The following is an 18,735-nucleotide window of genomic DNA, read 5'->3' as shown; positions in this document are numbered from 1 at the left end:
CCATCAGGAGTGCAAGCACTCCTTCAAGTCCGCTCGACTTGCATGTATTAGGCACGCCGCCAGCGTTCGTCCTGAGCCAGGATCAAACTCTCCATAGAATTTGAAAGCTCATTACTTTGTTTTATCGCTTTTTCTTACGAATGGCGAGCCATTCATAAGGGCAGTTTTGCTCGTTGTTCAGTTTTCAAAGAACAATTCTTTTTTTCGTGTCAACCGCGTTTTTCTCAGCGGCGACTTTTATAATATATCACAGACGCCCAGATCAATGCAAGCTTTTTTTTAAAATTCTTTTTTAAAGCTCATTTCCCTTGCTCTTTGGCGCGAGATATAATGTAGCATACAATCTGGGCCTGCGTCAACCCCAATCGTTTATTCTATACGATAAAGTACTGAACACCCGCAATTAAAGCGATGCCGGGAACCCCCAGAACAACGACAGTACCGATGGTCGCAGGGTTTAACGGGATGTACATTTTCGGAATGAGCCCTGAATAATTCAAGATATACAATACGACTGCTGCCAGTACAAGATGGACGGCAAAACCCTTCAGCCATGCCATCGACAATTTGTTGCGGAGCAAAATAACCACTAATAAGAATGATGAGATAAGCAGTGTAGCCAGCCAAATCATCTTCATTGCAGCGCCCCCTTCCACTCCGGCCATACCCGGCATGTCCTTTTAGCCACTCGCAGCAGCATTTCATATCGCTTCTCTGCCGTTATAATCGAATAGATTGCATAATCGATCTGATCCTTGCCTTCCGCAACATCGAAAAACCGATTTGCATTTACCCATTCCCGGTGAGCCTCTGCGATCTCTAAACGCAAATGCTCGGTCCACTGCACCGTATCCATCTCTGCCGTTATCCGGCTTTTGGCTTGAACTGCCTGATCCTTATGGCGAAGATTCAGCATACCCATATCCAATATCCCCCTTTGCTTGTCCACTTCACTTTTTCACCTATTGCCCCTAACTACTTCATGTGTATAAGCAATAGGCTGAAAATAGAACAAGAAAACGAGGTTATCCCCCACTCTTGGCTAATAACAAAAAAAGACTGCTTCCAAAGAAAGCAGTCAATCTGCATCCTCTGAAAACAGCCTTAATTTATCAACTTAATTCTCTACGGCCTTCCATCGCTTTGGAAAGCGTAACTTCATCCGCATATTCCAAATCGCCGCCTACCGGCAGTCCATGCGCAATCCGCGTGACGCGAATACCGAACGGCTTTACCAATCGCGAAATATACATCGCTGTTGCTTCGCCTTCGATATTCGGATTCGTTGCCAGGATAAGCTCCTGTACGCGCTCATCACTCAAACGTTGAAGCAGCTCAGCAATGCGGATCTGATCCGGCCCAATTCCCTCCATAGGAGAAATTGCGCCCTGCAGCACGTGATAATGGCCCTGGAACTCCTTCATCCGTTCCATCGCGACCAAATCCTTCGATTCCTGTACGACGCAAATGACGGAGTTGTCACGCGACTTGTCTTGGCAAATCCGGCAAGGGTCCGTATCCGTAATATTGCAGCAGACAGAGCAATAAGTCAGATTCCGCTTGACGCTGACCAGCGCTTTGGCAAAGTCGATGACGTCATCCTCTTTCATTCGCAGCACATGAAAAGCAAGCCTTGCGGCCGTTTTGGGACCAATGCCCGGAAGCCGTGAAAAGGCATCAATCAATTTCGCTATCGGTTCGGGGTAATACAAGAAGTGCAGCTCCTTTCAAGCAGCCAGCAAGCAAAGGTCGTTCAATAATTAGAACAGACCAGGGATTTTCATACCGCCTGTAAATTTGCTCATATCCTGGTTCGCCATATCGTCAACTTTAGCAAGAGCATCATTAACCGCTGTCAGAACAAGATCCTGCAGCATTTCTACATCATCCGGATCAACAGCTTCCGGTTTAATTGTAATGTTGGTGATTTTTTTATGGCCGTTAGCTGTAACGGTAACAACACCGCCGCCTGCCGTGCCTTCAGCGGACTTATTAACGAGCTCCTCTTGCGCTTTCATCATTTGATCCTGCATTTTTTTCACTTGCTTCATCATTTGGTTCATATTGTTCATTCTAATCACCTCATAAATGTAGTGGAATTCATTTTCATTAATCATTAACGATCTGACTTCAGCTTGCAACCTGTCCCGCTAATCTTCCTTAACGACGACCAAATCCTCGCCAAACAGCTTCACCGCTTCCTCCACCCACTTCGGTTGAGGTGCAGCCTCTCCCGTATCGATGGCGTCGGCAGTCAGTTCGAGCGGATCTTCAGCGCCGCCAGGACGGTCGGCTGCAGCTTGCCATTCCTTAAGCATGACGGTAGCGAGACGTAGCGGTTTGCCGATTACATCCTGCAATACACGCTCGATAATATCCCGGTGTGCCGGCTTCTCGGTCGTCTCCCGGTGCATCGTGTTCTTGAAGGCCACAAGCACCGAATCATCCGTAGCTGCAACAGGTTCTCCGTCAACCAGCCAAGCATGAACGGTAATTCTGGCTTCCTTAACCCGCTGCAGCACCTCGCTCCACTTCATCCGAACCTGGCCGCTTGCCGGACTTCCGGCAGAGGCGAGGTAAGGATCAAGCTTCACTGATGCCAGCCTTACTCCACCAGCCGCGCCAAATCCGCCACGGCCGCCGGCGCTCGGCTGACGATTGCCCGCAGAGCGAGACTGTCCTCCGTCGCCAGCTTGACCGCCGCCAGCTGCAGCGCCGCCGTTTTGCAGCACCTGCTCCAGCTTGCGCTCCAACACTTCGATCTGCTGCCGCAGCCGCTGCATTTCGCCGGCTGCCGGCGAAGCACCCGCAGGTGCCCCTGCACCAGCGGCGGCATGAGAGCTGCTAGAAGCTCCCTCCGAATCACCCGTGCAGAGCTTCATCAGCGCAACCTCGAACAATGTCTGCGGCTGGGAAGCATGCTTCATATCGGATTGATAACGGTTCAGCGTATCGATCATCTTGAACAGCCGTTCCGGTGAGAAGGCTTCTGCCATCGACCGGAACCGCTCGGCATCCACGACGCGTTCCGTCACGGCGCCTTGCGGGGCCAGCTTCAATACCAAGAGATCTCTGAAATAATAAATTAAATTTTCCATACATTTGTCCGCGCTCTTGCCCGCTTGCGTCAAGCTCTCGACAAGCGGCAGCACAGCCGCAACGTTGCGGTCCCTCACTGCTTCAGCCAATTCATAGAACTGCTCCGCTGCCATGCCTCCGGTTACATCGACCGCGGCCTCCAGCGTAATTCTGGAGTTGCCGAATGCCGATACCTGCTCCAGCAAGCTAATCGCGTCACGCATACCGCCCTCGGATAGACGTGCAATATACGAGATCGCATCCTCATCAGCGTCGATGCCTTCTTCGCGGCAAATTTGAATGAGCCGCTCAGACTGCTCCGCCAGCGATACCTGACGGAAATCGAAACGCTGACAGCGGGAAATAATCGTAGCCGGCAGCTTATGAGGCTCCGTCGTTGCCAGTATGAAAATCACATGGCCCGGCGGCTCCTCCAGCGTCTTGAGCAAAGCATTGAAGGCTTCGGCCGTAAGCATATGGACTTCATCAATAATATATACTTTGTAACGTACTTCCGACGGGGCATAGCGAACTTTATCGCGAATATCCCGTATTTCATCGATGCCTCGATTGGAAGCGGCGTCGATCTCCACAACATCCATAATATGACCTGCTGTAATGCCCCGGCAAGCATCGCATTCATTGCATGGCTCCGTCGCCGGTCCCCGCTCGCAGTTAACCGCCTTCGCCATTACTTTGGCGGCAGTGGTCTTACCTGTGCCTCGCGGACCATTAAACAAATAAGCATGCGAAACCCGATTCTCGCGAATAGCATTTTGCAAAGTCTGAATAATATGCTGTTGTCCGACCATATCCTGAAACGTCTGCGGACGCCAGGCACGATATAATGCAATATGTGTCACGCGGACCGTTCCCTCCAGCTTTCCGTTCGAATTCCCCTCTATTATACAACAACGACTCTCTGATAAAAACTACCGAACCGTTAGAATCACTTAAATATAAAAAACAAAAACACCCGCTTAAGCCATTTCGACCCTGTCGAAAAGCTCCACTGGTGTTATCCATTTCCCGCTATTGTAAAAATATAAACCGTGCACCTATCCCCGATACATGCGAACCAGGCGGCATCCTTGCTCCCCAGCTCGAGCCAGGCACTCCCTCGGCACATGAACTAACCTGCTTACGGCTGCTTCCTTCCGGACCTGACCGGGTTCACAAGCGCTCATTGCGAAGGACCCAACTGTCAACACTGATCTTCAAGTGCCAAACCCTGCATCGACATAACCTCAGACAGGAATTCAACCTCGCTAAAGCGGATTGCGAGTTACAGGGCACCGCTAACTCCCCATCTAGCACGGCAAAAATAAGTATAGCCCATTCGACAACAAAGCGCAACTCATGGATCGGATTTCCATTTTATGAGCCGCACTTTTTGTACGATTCACAGCCTTTTCCCCTAACGGGCAACTTCCGTCGTCACCTTATAACGCGGCATATTGTATTGCACCAAATTTTGCGCTTTTTGGCGTAACTGGTCCACTTCGGCATTCGTTAACCGGCTGTCCACATTCAATAAGACGCGTAGATACTCCCCGTTAAAATAAAGCTGATGGCTCTTTACGCCGTCACCCTTCAGCTTGTTCAACACCTCGCCGGCGAACTTGCCGTCGGATTTATAATTCAAGTAAGAGAAATTGTTGGGAATGTTCGGGTTGCTGTTGGAATAGCCCATATAACCGTCATGGCCATAGGTTTTGGGTTGCCTCGTGCTGGGATTGCTTGCACACCCGCTGAGGCAAACGGCTAGTGCAGCAATCGCTGCTACCCCAATCATCGTACGTTTCATGCTGCTTGCGTAACCTTTATGCGTCAAATAAAAAACCTCCCTTCAACCATAGGATGGCTGTGGGAGGTTCTTGTATTCTGCCAATTAGCGGAATAATTAAATACCGTATTTCTTTTTGAAACGATCGACGCGGCCGCCCGCATCCAAAAACTTTTGCTTACCCGTGAAGAATGGGTGACACACGGAGCAAACCTCAACGCGCAGGTTTTGTTTAATCGAACCTACTTCGAAGCTGTTACCGCAAGCGCAAGTAATATTGGAGACGTGGTATGTCGGATGAATACCTTGTTTCATCTCGTTCACCTCTTTCTGCCCTGAGCCACATGCGGACCCAGAGTTAAAATTACACATACGGATTATAGCACGACGTTATCCGCCTTGCAATGCTATTGTCATTTCCAGTTTCGCCAGTTTATTTGCGCAAAGCAGCAGGCGGAAGATGCGTATAGGAGCCGATAACGACATCCGGCAGCTCTTCACGGAAAATCTCCAGCATTTGCTTCATGCCATAAATTTCGCCTTGTGCGGGAGGAATTAACTCCAGATAGCTCTCCGGATCAATATTCAGGTTGCGCATCTGAATGAGCTTTAATCCTGTACGCTTGGCAAAACCGATCATCGCCTCAATCTCTTCCTCGCGGTCCGTCACGCCAGGGAAGATCAAATAGTTGATCGACGTGTAAACCCCTTTGTCAGTCGCATATTTCAGCGACTTCTCAACGTTGGCCAGATTATAGGCACGCGGCTTGTAGTACGCATTATAGTGATCATCCAGCGCACTAATCGTGCTGACGCGCATTAGATCAAGGCCCGCATCAACAATTGCCCGAATATGATCGGTCAAGCCGGCATTCGTATTGATATTAATATAGCCTTGCGAAGTCTGGCTGCGCACCTGGCGCATCGCTTCTACGATAATCTTCGCTTGCGTGGAAGGCTCGCCCTCGCAGCCTTGTCCGAAGCTAATGATGGATTCCGGCGTGCGGAGGTGCTCCAGCATAATTTCCGTAATTTCATCCACTCTCGGCTTGAAATTCATCCGTGTTTGCGGAGCAACAAAGCCGCTGTCGTCCGGCTGCTCGGAAATACATCCGAAGCATCCTGCATTGCAGGAATACGAGACCGGCACGCCGCCTTCCCAGCGCTGCAGGAAGGTGTTGGATGAAGTCAGGCATTCGTAACCGAGCGCACAGTTGGAAAGATGCTTGTACAGCCGGTTTTCCGGATACTTGTTCAGCAGCTTATCCACTTGGCTTTTTACTTCACGGCGATCGCAATTGAGCGGATCCCATTTGTAAGGATCATCGCTTTGCTCAGCTGCTACGTAAAATCCGCCATTTTTCCATACGACTGCTGTATAGCCGAACAACGGAAACTTCTCGTTCTTATCGGTTTTGACATAACCCGGCAGCGCAAGGCGGGTAAAGCCTTGCGGCAGCAATGCGCCAACCGCTTGCACGCTGCCGTCCAGCAGCTTCATTTCACCCGTGTCGGGATCCATGCAAGCCGGGCGGGTGTGCGGCAAGCCGACGAGCGTAGCTCCGCTTGGCAGCGGAATAAGCTCCTCTTCCATCAGCTCAACGATCATATCTCCGCTGCGGGCAAGCGCTATATATTCAGGATGATCAAACACATTCCCTTTCTCATCCGCATAAACCAAATTCATCTTGATGTCCTCCTTCGATCCGCTTACGAGCCCTGGGACGAGTGTGTCGAGCTAGAGCGCGGAGCAGGCCGTCTGCCCGATGTCGACGATGTCGACACCGAGCCGCTTTTCATACTGGATCGCGGCTGCTGTGGTGGTTTCTCCTCGGACGTATCGAGCGACAACAGAAACTCGCTGTTGGACTTGCTGTCCGCCAGCTTCTTCAAGAAGCCGTCGACAAAGTCGGGCGTATCGGTCATATTGCGGCGCACAACCCATACTTTCTCCAGTTCTTCCTTCGAGAGCAGCAATTCCTCTCTGCGCGTGCCGGAACGGCGAATATCCAGCGCAGGGAAAATCCGGCGTTCTGCCAGCTTCCGGTCGAGATGAAGCTCCATATTGCCCGTGCCTTTAAACTCTTCATAAATGATATCATCCATACGCGAGCCTGTTTCGATCAGAGCCGTAGCCAGAATCGTCAAGCTTCCGCCTTCCTCGACGTTGCGAGCCGCACCGAAAAACCGCTTCGGACGGTGGAATGCCGCAGGATCAATACCGCCGCTCAGCGTTCTGCCCGATGGAGGCACAACGACGTTATATGCACGGGCAAGCCGGGTGATGCTGTCCAGCAAAATAACAACGTCCTTCTTATGCTCAACAAGCCGAAGCGCCCGCTCCAACACAAGCTCCGCTACTTTAATATGATTTTCAGGCAATTCGTCGAATGTAGAAGCAACAACCTCGCCCTTCACAGAGCGCTGCATATCCGTCACTTCCTCCGGCCGCTCATCAATGAGCAGCACAAAAAGCTCGATATCCGGATGATTCGTCGAAATACTGTTGGCAATTTCCTTCAGCAGCAGCGTTTTACCCGCTTTAGGCGGTGCAACGATAAGTCCGCGCTGGCCAAGACCGACAGGTGCAAGCAAATCCATAATTCGCGTTGAAATTTTGTTGGGAGCCGTCTCCATAACGATTTTTTTCTGTGGATAGAGAGGAGTGAGTGCGGGAAAATGCAATCGTTCAGCGGCTGATGCGGGGTCCGTTCCATTCACGGCATTAACCTGCAGCAATCCAAAATATTTTTCCTTTTCTTTAGGCAGCCGGCATTTGCCTGATACGAGGTCGCCGTTGCGCAAATCGAATTTGCGAATCTGCGAGGCAGAAATATAAATATCCTCTTTGCTTGGCAAATAGTTTATCGGCCGCAGGAAGCCATAGCCTTCCGGCAACACGTCAAGTATGCCTTCCATAAACATAAATCCGCTTGTTTCCGCTTGTGCTCTAAGAATAGCAAAGATCAATTCTTTCTTTTTCAATTGCCCGTAATAAGGGATTTGATACTGCTTAGCAAGCTTGTACAAGTCGGTCAGCTTCTTCTCTTCCAGATCGGCGATCTGAAGATCCGTCATATTCTCACCACTTTGTTATATTTATTTCCGCTATCGAATGCTGATCTATCATTATATACCGAATTCGGTGCCTTCTATTCGCAAGGAGGCACCGAATTCAAGATTAAGAGGATTCTGTTTCACGCCAGACATCGGCGCCCAGGCGGCGGAGATTTTCCACGAGGTTGTCATAGCCTCTGTCGATATACTCCACGCCCGTAATTTCGGTAACGCCTTCTGCAACAGTCAGCCCTGCAATAACAAGTGCAGCTCCTGCACGAAGATCGGTTGCCCGTACTTTCGCTGCGTTCAGCGGTCCGCCTTCAATGATGGCCGAACGCCCTTCAACGCGAATGTCCGCACCCATACGGGCAAGCTCCGGCACATGCTTGAACCGGTTGCTGTATACATAATCGGTCAGGATGCTGACACCCGATGCTTGCGTAAGCAGACTTGTCATCGGCGATTGAAGATCGGTTGCGAAGCCTGGGTACACAAGGGCTTTCACATCTACCGGGTTATACTTCGGACCGCCAATAATACGGATGGACTCGTCCATTTCCTCGACGATAACACCCATCTCTTCAAGCTTAGCCGTCATAGCTTCCATATGCTTCGGAATGACATTATCGATAAGAACATCGCCGCGCGTAGCAGCTGCGGCAATCATATACGTGCCGGCTTGAATCCGATCGGGAATAATCGAATGACGGCAGCCATGCAGGCTGTCAACGCCTTCGATCCGAATCGTCTCGGTTCCGGCTCCTTTTATTTTCGCGCCCATGGCGTTAAGAAGTGTAGCTACATCTATAATTTCAGGCTCTTTTGCCGCGTTTTCAATAATAGTAGAGCCTTTGGCCCGCGAGGCCGCAAGCATAATGTTAATTGTCGCACCGACGCTGACAACGTCCAGGTAAATTTTGGCACCGCGCAATTCTTTCGCGGAGATATGCATAGATCCATGCTCATTGGTCACCGTAGCGCCCAATGCTTCAAATCCTTTAATATGCTGATCGATTGGTCTCGGCTCGAAGTTGCATCCGCCGGGCAATCCGATCGTCGCTTCACCGAAGCGGCCAAGCATCGCACCCATTAAATAATACGAAGCGCGAAGCAGCTTTACTTTGCCATTAGGCATTGGCTTTGCTTGAAGACGGGAGGGATCGATTCGCATAACATCGTCCTGCCTGTCCACCGTTGCGCCAAGATCTTGCAAAATTTCGCTTAACACCGCCACATCACTCAAATGCGGCAAATTATCAAGAATGACTTCCGATTCCGCCAATATTGCAGCCGGAACCAACGCAACCGCGCTGTTCTTCGCCCCGCTGATCTGAACAGTGCCCCGCAGCGGACGTCCGCCGCGTATCATCAATTTCTCCATCTTTTTTGTTATCCTCCCGTTTCGTTGGAAGGGAACATAGGAAGAACCGCCGTTCAGGAGGCGCGCCAATCGGCGCGCTCGTCGCTAGATGGCGGTTCGTATCCCGTGCTCCGTTGATTACGCTTGGTTGTTGCTTCCGAACAAGCGGATTTTTTCTTGGATAACAGCTTTCATTGCATTGCGGGCAGGCGTCAAGTATTTGCGCGGATCGAATACTTCGTTGTTAGCCAGCAATACTTCGCGGATTGCGTTCGTGCAAGCCACTTGGTTTTCCGTGTTGACGTTGATTTTGCCTACGCCAGCTTGGATGGACAGACGAATTGCTTCGTCAGGAACGCCGGAACCGCCGTGCAATACGACTGGTACAGGGATCGCATCGGAAACCTTTTGAATGATATCATAGTGGATTTTAGGCTCGCCTTTGTACATGCCGTGAGCCGTGCCAACTGCGATAGCCAGACAGTCAACGCCTGTTTCTTCGTAGAAACGGATTGCTTCTTCTGGGTTAGCCAGAGTAGCGTCTTTCTCGTCAACGCTCAGGTCATCTTCAACGCCGCCGATAGTGCCCAGCTCGCCTTCCACGGATACGCCCATTGCGCGTGCCGCTTTAACGACTTCTTTCGTCAGCTTGATATTTTCTTCCAGACCGTAGTGCGATCCGTCGAACATAACGGACGAGAAGCCTGCGCGGATACATTTCATCGCAACGTCAAAGCTGCTGCCGTGGTCCAGGTGAAGCGCGATTGGAAGACCGGATTTTTCAGCTGCGGCGCGAGCCATAGCTACAGTAAACTCAATACCCATATATTTCAGAGCGCCTTCGCTGACTCCGTAAATAAAAGGCGAGTTCTCCTCAATAGCTGCTTCAACAGTCGCTTGAGCAAACTCCAGGTTGTTCATGTTGAACTGACCGACTGCAAACTTGTTCGCTTTTGCTTTAGGCAAAAACTCATTCATCGATACCAATGGCATTTGTCTTTCCTCCTAAAATATCTTCTGTTATCGTCAAGCCCGTTCCGACTTGTCATTCTGAGCCATTATACCATATTGAATAAAGGAATGGTAAAGCTGTTTTGACAGGCCCCGCCCCGCATTCCAACGATTTCCAATGAAAGCGTTACATAAAAAAAGGGCCCTGCTTAGGACCCAATCGCAAAACGGTTGTTGGAGTTGCCGCCGTGAAGCTGCATATTCACTGCAATGCGCATCTCATCAATATCGAACGGCTTTGTGAAATGCATCAGCGCGCCAAGATCGGTCGCTTCCTTGATCATGTCCAGCTCGCCGTATGCCGTCATCATGATGACTTTAATGTCCCGGTTGATCGTCTTGACATGCTTCAGAATCTCAAGTCCGTCCATTCCAGGAATTTTCATATCGAGCAGCACGAGATCCGGGCTCTCTGCTTTGACAATTTCCAGTGCCAGCTTGCCGTTTGAAGCTTGGAAAGTGTTGTAGCCTTCATTGCTGAATACTTCCATCAGAAGTACCCGGATCCCGTTCTGGTCATCTACGATCAATACCTTCTTCTTCTCCAAATATATTACCTCCTACGACCGAGCACCAATTGGTCAACTCTTCCATAATCGTTAATATATTCGGTAATCAAAGGCTATTATCCTTCTGCCGCTTAGAAAAAAATTGGAAAATCTTTTTGGCTGATTTTAAGCCGTATTATTGGCCCGAATAAGCCAGCGCCGCATGGACAAATCCGCGGAACAAACGCTGCGGACGGTTAGGGCGCGAAGTGAATTCCGGATGGAATTGAACCGCAAGGAACCAAGGGTGATCGGCAATCTCCACCATTTCAACGAGACGTCCGTCCGGCGATGTGCCGGAAATGCGCAAGCCTGCCGCTTCGATCTGCTCGCGGTATTCATTGTTGAACTCATACCGGTGGCGGTGACGCTCATAGACGAGCTCTTCGCCGTATTCGCCTGCTGCAAGCGAGCCTGGAACGAGCTTGCAAGGATAGAGGCCAAGGCGCATCGTGCCGCCCATATCTTCGATATCCTTCTGATCCGGAAGCAAGTCGATAACCGGGTAAGCTGTTGAAGGATTGATCTCCGAGCTGTTCGCGTTGTCGAGACCTGCAACGTTGCGGGCATATTCGATAACCGCTACCTGCATGCCAAGGCAAATGCCGAAGAACGGAACTTTATTTTCACGTGCATAACGGATCGCCGATACTTTGCCCTCGATGCCGCGATCGCCGAAGCCGCCTGGAACGAGAACGCCGTGTACGCCCTGCAGCCTGTCCGCTACGTTCTGATCGTTAAGCTCTTCCGCATTGACCCAGCGCAGCTTCACTTCGGAATCCGCGTCAAAGCCAGCGTGGCTGAGTGCTTCAACAATGCTCAAATAAGCATCGTGAAGTGCAACATATTTGCCGACAATCGCAATTTCCGTCTTATGACGGAGCGACTTCACACGGTCAACCAGCGCGATCCATTCGGACATGTCCGGCTCGTTCGTGTTCAGCTTCAGATGGTTGACGACGATATCGTCAAGACCTTGCTCGCGAAGCATCATTGGAACGTCGTACAGCGTTGCCGCATCACGGCATTCGATAACCGCATTCGCGTCCACGTCGCAGAACTGCGCGATTTTACGCTTCAGATCTTCAGCAAGCGCATGCTCGGTACGCGTAACGATAACGTTAGGCTGAATGCCGATGCTGCGAAGCTCTTTTACACTGTGCTGAGTCGGTTTCGTCTTCACTTCGCCAGCCGCTTTAATATAAGGAACGAGGGTTACATGAATGTACATCACGTTGTCGCGTCCGATATCGCTTTTAATCTGACGAATCGCTTCCATGAACGGCAAGCTTTCGATATCGCCCACTGTACCGCCGATTTCCGTAATAACGACGTCGGAGCCTGCTTCTTTGCCGGCACGGTAGACGCGTTCCTTAATTTCATTCGTAATATGAGGGATTACTTGCACTGTTCCGCCCAAATATTCGCCGCGGCGCTCTTTGCTGATTACGTTGGAATAGATTTTGCCCGCCGTAACGCTGCTGTACTTCGTCAAGTTAATGTCGATAAAACGCTCGTAGTGCCCCAGGTCAAGGTCCGTTTCCGCGCCATCGTCGGTAACGTAGACTTCACCATGCTGATAAGGGCTCATCGTCCCTGGGTCAACGTTAATATAGGGGTCGAATTTTTGGATCGTCACTTTCAAGCCTCTGTTCTTCAGCAAACGCCCCAGCGATGCGGCTGTGATCCCTTTACCCAAGGAAGAGACAACGCCTCCGGTTACAAAAATGTATTTCGTCACTGTGTGAATACCCTCCAAGCTCCTATGGTTATGATTAGGTTTGCCCATTTGTCCGATAAAAATGGATATTGTACAAACAAAAAAAGTGACACCCGTCTTCACGGGGCACTTTTCGTTTAGCATATTATTAAAATACAAGAAAACATAAGGCAAACCCGCTTATGTCATCCCTATATTTCACCGCAAAACGCTAGTTCGCCGCCAAGCCGTTTGGAGTCTAATTGCCCCTATTGGCTTCACGGTACTGTTAAGCGAATCTTAAAGCCCATGCAATAGTTTACATGCCCCAAATGCACCTGTCAAGCGTAAAGCTGGCCCAATCCGGCATCTCCATCTTTTGCATACGGACAGGCAGAATAAGGCGGGTGCCGCAGGCAAAAAAAGAACGAAGCCTCCATCAGGAGACTTCGTTCTGCGAGCGCAACATTATTTGTCGTCGCTGTCGTCTTCATCGTCTTCATCTTCATCGTCGTCCGAATCCAAGTCATCCGCTTCTTCATCAGCGTCTTCGTCAGAGAGATCCTCGTCGATTTCTTCATCGTCGATAGCAACCTCTTCGTCGACTTCAGTCTCTTCTTCGGATTCTTCGAATTCACGATCTTCGTCGTACACATCGTAATCCTCTTCATCCGCTGCGTAGGTTTCTTCTTCCTCGTCCGCGAACAGATCTTCAACATCGTCATCGTCATCATCGTTAATAATGCGCGGACGCTTCGCGTTCGAGATCGGATCCTCGTTGCGCTCAACCGGATACCACCGCTTGAGGCCCCACATATTGCTGCCGACACATGCGAAACGGCCATCAATATTAATTTCCGTATATACCTGCGCGATAACCTGATTAATCTCATCCGCAGAAAGACCGCGAATTTTCGCAATTTCCATCATCAGATCACGGTAGTAATAAGGGGTATTAGCCGCCTTCAGCACTTCAAACGCCAAATCGACCATAGGCATTTCCTTAATGCGCTCAGCATCAAGCTTCAAAGTAATTCCGCCGCTGCTCATATGGACACATCCTCTCTTGCCATCTTCTATATTTACAGGTGCATTCCTTTATCACAGTATAGTAAAACCTATTTCTTTCAAAAAAGCAAGCGCACGCTCTGCACGAAGCCCCTTTACCGGAGGGCTTGGACATATAAGCAAAAAGCGAAGGGCTGTCCTCAATGTCATAAGCTTAACTTTAACTTAATGACATTGGGGCTGTCCCCTTCGCTTTGACTGTATCCATCCGGACGCACACCCCGGGTGCGGCCCAGAGACGTGAGAGCCCCGAAGAGCTCTTGCATCATCCTATGTCCAGAGGCGCTTTTTGACACGGTTTGAAGCCTAATTATATGAAAAAAGGCAAGTGGCTCATGCGGGGGGGAGCGCTCGTTCATACAATAGTTCAGCATCGTCCGTCGGGAGGGGACGCGAAAATTGGATACAACCGCTTTTCTCCATTGGTTGCAGGACACGGTTGCCGCAGAAGATGGTCCATCGACAATCAGGCGTATCATTCGCTTCCAGGAATCCGGTGATTACAGCCGGTTTCTGCGTGAATGGTCAGATTTGTCAACACCCTCTCAGCTGAAAGCCGTTCAGCAGATACAAATTATTCGCGCCATTTCCTGCCGTCTTCCTGTCAAAGAAACGCTGTCGCGTTTCGCTGGGCGGGTGTGGATCGAGAACGATTTCCGCATTACCGTAGACGCTGCCCCGCAAAAATCGTTGTCTGCTGAAAAAGGGATTCCGTGGGGCATTCAGCATGTGAAAGCCCCTCTTGCCTGGAGCACGACAACGGGTCACCGGATTAAAATCGGGGTCATCGACACCGGTGTCGATTTCAGTCATCCCGATCTGCGGCAATCATTGTCGCGAGGCATTAACTTGATTAACCGGAGCATGCTTCCCCACGACGACAACGGCCACGGCACGCATATCGCCGGAACGATCGCGGCCGCCAACCAAGTGCACGGCATGATCGGCATCGCTCCCCGTGCGCAAATCTACCCGGTGAAAGCGTTCGACCATAACGGGAGCGCTTTTGTGTCCGACATCATTCTCGGCATCGATTGGTGCGTCCGCAATAAAGTGCAGATCATCAATATGAGCTTCGGTATGAAAACGCGCAGCAAAGCGCTGCTGAATTCCATTACGAACGCCTACAATGCAGGCGTTATTGTCGTTGCTTCATCCGGCAATGACGGCAAGCGCCGCTCGGTCGATTATCCGGCACGATACCCGCAGACGGTATCGGTTGGAGCTTCCACGAGGCTGCGGCGCGTTGCGCCGTTCAGCAACCGGGGAGCATATATCGACATCTATGCACCCGGCGACAAAATCGTCTCGGCCTGGCTGCGCGGCAAATATCACGAAATGAGCGGAACCTCAATGGCTACGTCTCATGTTAGCGGCGCAATTGCCCTGCTGCTGGCGTATAAGCCGGGGCTCTCGCCTGCCGAAATCAAATCGATTCTGAAGCGGTCCGTTCAGCCGCTTCGAGGAACGAAAGCGCCGAAGCTGACCGGCGAGCTTGATATTATGCGGATGCTGCAAGCCGCAGACCGATAGATACGATGAAAACCATCATTGTAAAAAAGGCTTGCCTGCGCCGTCCAGCGATTGGACGTTGCGGGCAAGCCTTTTGGCTTTTGACTGTTGCAGCGCTAAGGAGCGCTGTCTGACAAGTGCTACATCCGCTCTGGAGCGGATACGCCGACAAGGCGCAGCGCATTGGCGATAACGGTGCGAACCGCGCCAAGCAGCGCGAGGCGCGCCTGCGTCTGAGCTGCGTCTTCGGTAATGACGCGCTCCGCTTTGTAGTAGCTGTGGAATTGCGAAGCCAATTCGTACACATAGCGCACGAGACGATGCGGCGCGTATTGCTCTGCCGCTTCGGAGATTTCCTGCGGCAGCTCGCCGAGCTTGCGAAGCAGGTCGAACTCCGCCACGGAAGCCAGCTTGCCGAGGTCGATGCTCGCGAGATCCGCCAGCGCCAGGCCTTGCTCCTCCGCTTGGCGGAAAATGCTGCAGATGCGGGCATGCGCATACTGCACATAGAATACCGGATTCTCGTTGGATGTCGAGATCGCCAGATCCATGTCGAAATCCAGATGCGAGTCCATGCTGCGCATCGTGAAGAAATAACGAATGGCGTCAACGCCGACTTCATCCATCAAATCCTGCATCGTAACCGCTTTGCCGGTACGTTTGGACATCTTGACCTTCTCGCCGTCCTGGAACAGGCTGACCATCTGTGCGATCAGTACGACCAGCTTGTCAGGGTCGTTGCCAAGCGCAGCCATAGCCGCTTTCACACGCGGAATGTAGCCGTGGTGGTCGGCGCCCCAAATATTGATCATCCGGTCGTAGCCGCGGCTGAATTTGTCGCGGTGGTACGCAATGTCCGGCGTCAAATACGTGTACGAGCCGTCATTTTTCACGAGCACGCGGTTTTTGTCGTCGCCGTAAGGCATTGTCGAGAGCCAAGTTGCTCCCTCTTCTTCATAGACTTGGCCCTTAGCCTTCAGAGCGTCGAGCGCCTGCTCGACTTGACCACTCTCGTACAGCGACGTTTCGCTGTACCAAATATCGAAGCCAACGCGGAAGCGGCCGAGGTCGCGCTTGATTTTGTCCAATTCCTTCTCCAGTCCGAACTGGCGGAAGAAGGTGAAGCGCTCTTCTTCTGGCAGCGACAGCAGACGGTCTCCCTCTTGCTCAGCCAGCAGCTTGCCGAAGCCTACGATATCCTCGCCGTGATAGCCGTCTTCCGGCATTTCTGCCGCTTGACCCAGCGCTTGGCGGTAGCGGGCTTCAATCGAACGGGCCAAGTTGTTCACTTGGTTGCCGGCATCGTTAATGTAATATTCGCGGGTTACTTCATAGCCTGCAAAGTCGAGCACGTTGCAGAGCGCGTCGCCTACAGCTGCGCCGCGTGCATGGCCAAGGTGAAGACTGCCCGTCGGGTTGGCGCTGACGAACTCGACTTCAACCCGTTTGCCCGCTCCAGTTGCGATGCGGCCATAGTTGTCGCCTGCCGCTGTTACCTCGCCGATAACGGAGTACAGGTAGCTTTTGTCCATACGGAAATTAATAAAGCCGGGACCAGCAATCTCAGCCGATTGAATGCCGAATTTCTCGCCGTTCAGGTTCGCGATAATCGTCTCTGCGATTTGACGCGGATTTTTTTTCGCCAGCTTCGTCAATTGCATCGCTGCGTTCGTTGCCAAGTCGCCATGCGCCTTGTCCTTCGGAACCTCCAGCACGAAAGCAGGCAGCTCCTCGCGTGCAGCCAGACCTCCAGCCACTGCCGCATCCGCGATAGCTTCCTTTACCTTGTCATACATTTGATCCAATACATTCGTACTCATCTTCCTCGCAACCCCCTAATGATCATAAGCGATAAGCGCTCATTCTGTTCATGCCCGATAATTGCAGCTAGCTATTCCGCTTGCTCTGACTCGGCGATATGCAGCCGGTTGTGGAACCGCCCCGAAATCTCGCCGTTCACCCAAATTTCATACTTCCATTCTATCGTAAAAGGCGGCGCCATATCGGAATCGTCTCTTCCTCCGCCAGCGCGAACCGACAGCTTTTTCGTATCCGTCTCCATCTGGAATGACGTATACGGGGACCGGTAGCTGCCCGGCTGCCTTCCGCCGTCCCGTACAAAGAGCTGATCGGATTCCACCGCACCCCGCCTTGTAATGAGCATTTCATCCGGCCGGCAGCGGATAATGGTCCGTACCGCCTCCCCACCCTGCCCTTCTTCATAGCGAAGGTACACGGAACGGTCCTTGCGGAACCACTCGCCCGTGTATTGATGGCGGGTCGTTTCGCTGCCCTGCTTGCTCTCCAGCGTGACGATCACTTGCATTCTGTCTGGCATCGCATTGCTCCTACTTCCCAGTCTTCTCGTATGTTACTACTATATACAGGTAGCCTCTTAATTTCAACGGTTACTAGTCCTCCAGATAAGGCAGAAGGACGCTCCACGCTTCGATCCGGTCCTCCAAGTTCCGCATCTTCTGAGTCGGTATCGGGCTGGAGGAAGGCAGTTTAATTGTCGCAATGGACTGGAATGCCGGGTGATCGCGGAAATATTTGCGGAACGTATCATAGGCCTTGCTTCCATTAAAAGCAAAGCACCGCAGCCCGGGATATTGCGCAAGCAATGCGGGAAGATCGTTTGGGCGCTCGTCCCGTATATTTACGTCCAGACTGCCCTCCCGCTCGCAGGATTCAATGACGTCGAACACCGCAAGCCGGTGCTCCTGCAGGAAGTTCAGCCGGCGGCTGTAATTCTCGTCTGGTATCCCTGCACCAAACAGACCGTACACGATGCCCCACAAATAATTGCGCGGATGCGCATAGAACTGCCTGTGCTCCAGCGACTTGACGCTTGGCGCAGTGCCGAGAATCAGCACGCGGGCGCGTTCGTCAATGACAGGCGGGAATGAGTGTATGCGTTCCATAATAAAGGCCCCCTCCAGTAAAATTGTATTTGCGAAGTGGCTTCGCAATATAACGAAGCCAGCTACGTTCGTTGTTGCACACAGCTCGAAACCCTGTCCGTTCATGAAAAGCGAAGCTTTTTCCTCTAACCTCTTGTCATTAGCGAAGCGGTTTCGCAATATAACGAAGCGAAATTCGTTAATCCACAGCCAGAACCCCGTTCATTCGCAGACAGCGCAGCTTTTTTCGCTATTGGCGAACCTCGGTTCTCGAATAGCGAAATTAACTTCGCTATTTCCCTGAACCTACGTCATACCAACCATTTAGCGAATTTACCTTCTTTGTTTAGCGAAGCTGCTTCGCTCCAAGAAACAAACTTTATTCCTTGTTGCACACAGCTCGAACCCTATCCATTCAAGAACAGCGACGTCACTTCGCTATCTAACGAGTACCTTCGTTGTTCCGCTCTATGAAATTCAGTCTGTTCATGAAACAGCAAGCGGCTTCGTTAATTAAAGAAGCGAACTTCATTAGTTGTCCGCTGGATGATCCCATTCCGTTCATGAACAGCAACGCTTTTTCCTCTGAACCCTCGTCATATCCGCCTTTAGCGAAGCTACTTCGCAATTTAACGAAGCTAACTTCGTTATTTCGCAGCTTGCACCCCGTTCATTCGCAGGCAGCGAAGCTTTTTTCGCTATTGGCGAAC

At 51.3% G+C, this 18,735-nt stretch carries 19 protein-coding genes, 1 rRNA gene and 1 other RNA gene; 2 read left to right on the top strand and 19 right to left on the bottom strand.

Translation table 11 applies throughout. The features are described 5' to 3' along the window. The 16 genes from ACFVVF_RS27165 to rpoE form a co-directional block, all read right to left on the bottom strand. Nucleotides 1–98, bottom strand: a 16S ribosomal RNA gene (locus ACFVVF_RS27165); the annotation flags it as partial. A 276-nt stretch (nt 99–374) separates the two neighbouring features. Beyond that, the gene (locus ACFVVF_RS27160; RefSeq protein ID WP_387816147.1) at nt 375–638 is read right to left on the bottom strand and encodes a pro-sigmaK processing inhibitor BofA family protein; all 264 of its coding nucleotides are present in this window, start codon (nt 636–638) and stop codon (nt 375–377) included. Then, the gene (locus tag ACFVVF_RS27155; protein WP_387816145.1) at nt 635–922 is read right to left on the bottom strand and encodes a DUF2508 domain-containing protein; all 288 of its coding nucleotides are present in this window, start codon (nt 920–922) and stop codon (nt 635–637) included. The genes ACFVVF_RS27160 and ACFVVF_RS27155 overlap by 4 nt, the downstream gene beginning before the upstream one ends. A 190-nt stretch (nt 923–1,112) precedes the next feature. Continuing rightward, nucleotides 1,113–1,712: a recombination mediator RecR gene (recR, locus tag ACFVVF_RS27150; protein ID WP_042171125.1), complete on the bottom strand. Its 600-nt coding sequence runs from the start codon at nt 1,710–1,712 to the stop codon at nt 1,113–1,115. A 48-nt stretch (nt 1,713–1,760) separates the two neighbouring features. Next, nucleotides 1,761–2,072 carry a YbaB/EbfC family nucleoid-associated protein gene (locus ACFVVF_RS27145; RefSeq protein ID WP_042171122.1) on the bottom strand — a complete coding sequence of 104 codons (312 nt, stop codon included), beginning with the start codon at nt 2,070–2,072 and terminating at the stop codon, nt 1,761–1,763. A gap of 78 nt (nt 2,073–2,150) precedes the next feature. Continuing rightward, nucleotides 2,151–3,941, bottom strand: coding sequence for a DNA polymerase III subunit gamma/tau (gene dnaX / locus ACFVVF_RS27140; RefSeq protein WP_387816143.1), 1,791 nt, complete (start codon nt 3,939–3,941; stop codon nt 2,151–2,153). Nucleotides 3,942–4,128: 187 nt separating this feature from the next. Further along, nucleotides 4,129–4,397, bottom strand: an RNA gene (ffs, locus tag ACFVVF_RS27135) — signal recognition particle sRNA large type. Between the two features lie 98 nt (nt 4,398–4,495). Continuing rightward, nucleotides 4,496–4,912: a hypothetical protein gene (locus tag ACFVVF_RS27130; protein WP_387816141.1), complete on the bottom strand. Its 417-nt coding sequence runs from the start codon at nt 4,910–4,912 to the stop codon at nt 4,496–4,498. A 69-nt stretch (nt 4,913–4,981) separates the two neighbouring features. Further along, complete coding sequence (gene rpmE / locus ACFVVF_RS27125; RefSeq protein WP_042171114.1) at nt 4,982–5,179, bottom strand: 50S ribosomal protein L31; 198 nt, start codon at nt 5,177–5,179, stop codon at nt 4,982–4,984. Between the two features lie 118 nt (nt 5,180–5,297). Next, nucleotides 5,298–6,551, bottom strand: coding sequence for a radical SAM family protein (locus ACFVVF_RS27120; RefSeq protein WP_387816138.1), 1,254 nt, complete (start codon nt 6,549–6,551; stop codon nt 5,298–5,300). Nucleotides 6,552–6,574: 23 nt separating this feature from the next. Beyond that, nucleotides 6,575–7,942: a transcription termination factor Rho gene (rho, locus tag ACFVVF_RS27115; protein ID WP_387816136.1), complete on the bottom strand. Its 1,368-nt coding sequence runs from the start codon at nt 7,940–7,942 to the stop codon at nt 6,575–6,577. A 103-nt stretch (nt 7,943–8,045) separates the two neighbouring features. Next, the gene (locus ACFVVF_RS27110) at nt 8,046–9,305 is read right to left on the bottom strand and encodes a UDP-N-acetylglucosamine 1-carboxyvinyltransferase (RefSeq protein ID WP_387816134.1); all 1,260 of its coding nucleotides are present in this window, start codon (nt 9,303–9,305) and stop codon (nt 8,046–8,048) included. 117 nt (nt 9,306–9,422) lie between these two features. After that, the gene (fba, locus tag ACFVVF_RS27105; protein ID WP_387816132.1) at nt 9,423–10,277 is read right to left on the bottom strand and encodes a class II fructose-1,6-bisphosphate aldolase; all 855 of its coding nucleotides are present in this window, start codon (nt 10,275–10,277) and stop codon (nt 9,423–9,425) included. A 167-nt stretch (nt 10,278–10,444) separates the two neighbouring features. After that, a complete protein-coding gene (locus ACFVVF_RS27100; RefSeq protein WP_387816130.1) occupies nt 10,445–10,843 on the bottom strand; it encodes a response regulator in 399 nt (132 codons plus the stop codon). Between the two features lie 136 nt (nt 10,844–10,979). Beyond that, entirely contained in the window at nt 10,980–12,584 is a 1,605-nt protein-coding gene (locus ACFVVF_RS27095; RefSeq protein ID WP_387816128.1) for a CTP synthase, read from the bottom strand. A 426-nt stretch (nt 12,585–13,010) separates the two neighbouring features. Further along, entirely contained in the window at nt 13,011–13,592 is a 582-nt protein-coding gene (rpoE, locus tag ACFVVF_RS27090; protein WP_387816126.1) for a DNA-directed RNA polymerase subunit delta, read from the bottom strand. A 417-nt stretch (nt 13,593–14,009) separates the two neighbouring features. Here rpoE and ACFVVF_RS27085 point away from each other — a divergent pair, with 417 nt between their 5' ends. Then, nucleotides 14,010–15,143, top strand: coding sequence for a S8 family peptidase (locus ACFVVF_RS27085; protein ID WP_387816124.1), 1,134 nt, complete (start codon nt 14,010–14,012; stop codon nt 15,141–15,143). 119 nt (nt 15,144–15,262) lie between these two features. Here ACFVVF_RS27085 and argS read toward each other — a convergent pair whose 3' ends face one another. From argS to ACFVVF_RS27070, 3 genes are all read right to left on the bottom strand, one after another. Continuing rightward, nucleotides 15,263–16,942, bottom strand: a complete 1,680-nt coding sequence (argS, locus tag ACFVVF_RS27080) for an arginine--tRNA ligase (RefSeq protein ID WP_387816122.1) — start codon at nt 16,940–16,942, stop codon at nt 15,263–15,265. 71 nt (nt 16,943–17,013) lie between these two features. After that, on the bottom strand, nt 17,014–17,460 hold the full coding sequence (locus ACFVVF_RS27075; protein ID WP_387816120.1) for a YwiB family protein: 447 nt from the start codon (nt 17,458–17,460) through the stop codon (nt 17,014–17,016). Between the two features lie 73 nt (nt 17,461–17,533). Further along, nucleotides 17,534–18,046 carry a DNA-deoxyinosine glycosylase gene (locus ACFVVF_RS27070; RefSeq protein ID WP_387816118.1) on the bottom strand — a complete coding sequence of 171 codons (513 nt, stop codon included), beginning with the start codon at nt 18,044–18,046 and terminating at the stop codon, nt 17,534–17,536. Nucleotides 18,047–18,483: 437 nt separating this feature from the next. Here ACFVVF_RS27070 and ACFVVF_RS27065 point away from each other — a divergent pair. Continuing rightward, nucleotides 18,484–18,735: hypothetical protein (locus tag ACFVVF_RS27065; RefSeq protein WP_387816116.1), on the top strand; the 252-nt coding region annotated here is incomplete at its 3' end.

This window comes from Paenibacillus sp. NPDC058174 (assembly GCF_042883865.1).
Lineage (GTDB): Bacteria > Bacillota > Bacilli > Paenibacillales > Paenibacillaceae > Pristimantibacillus.
The sequence above is the reverse complement of the archived record's forward strand: the minus strand, read 5'-3'. Positions and strand labels throughout refer to the sequence as shown.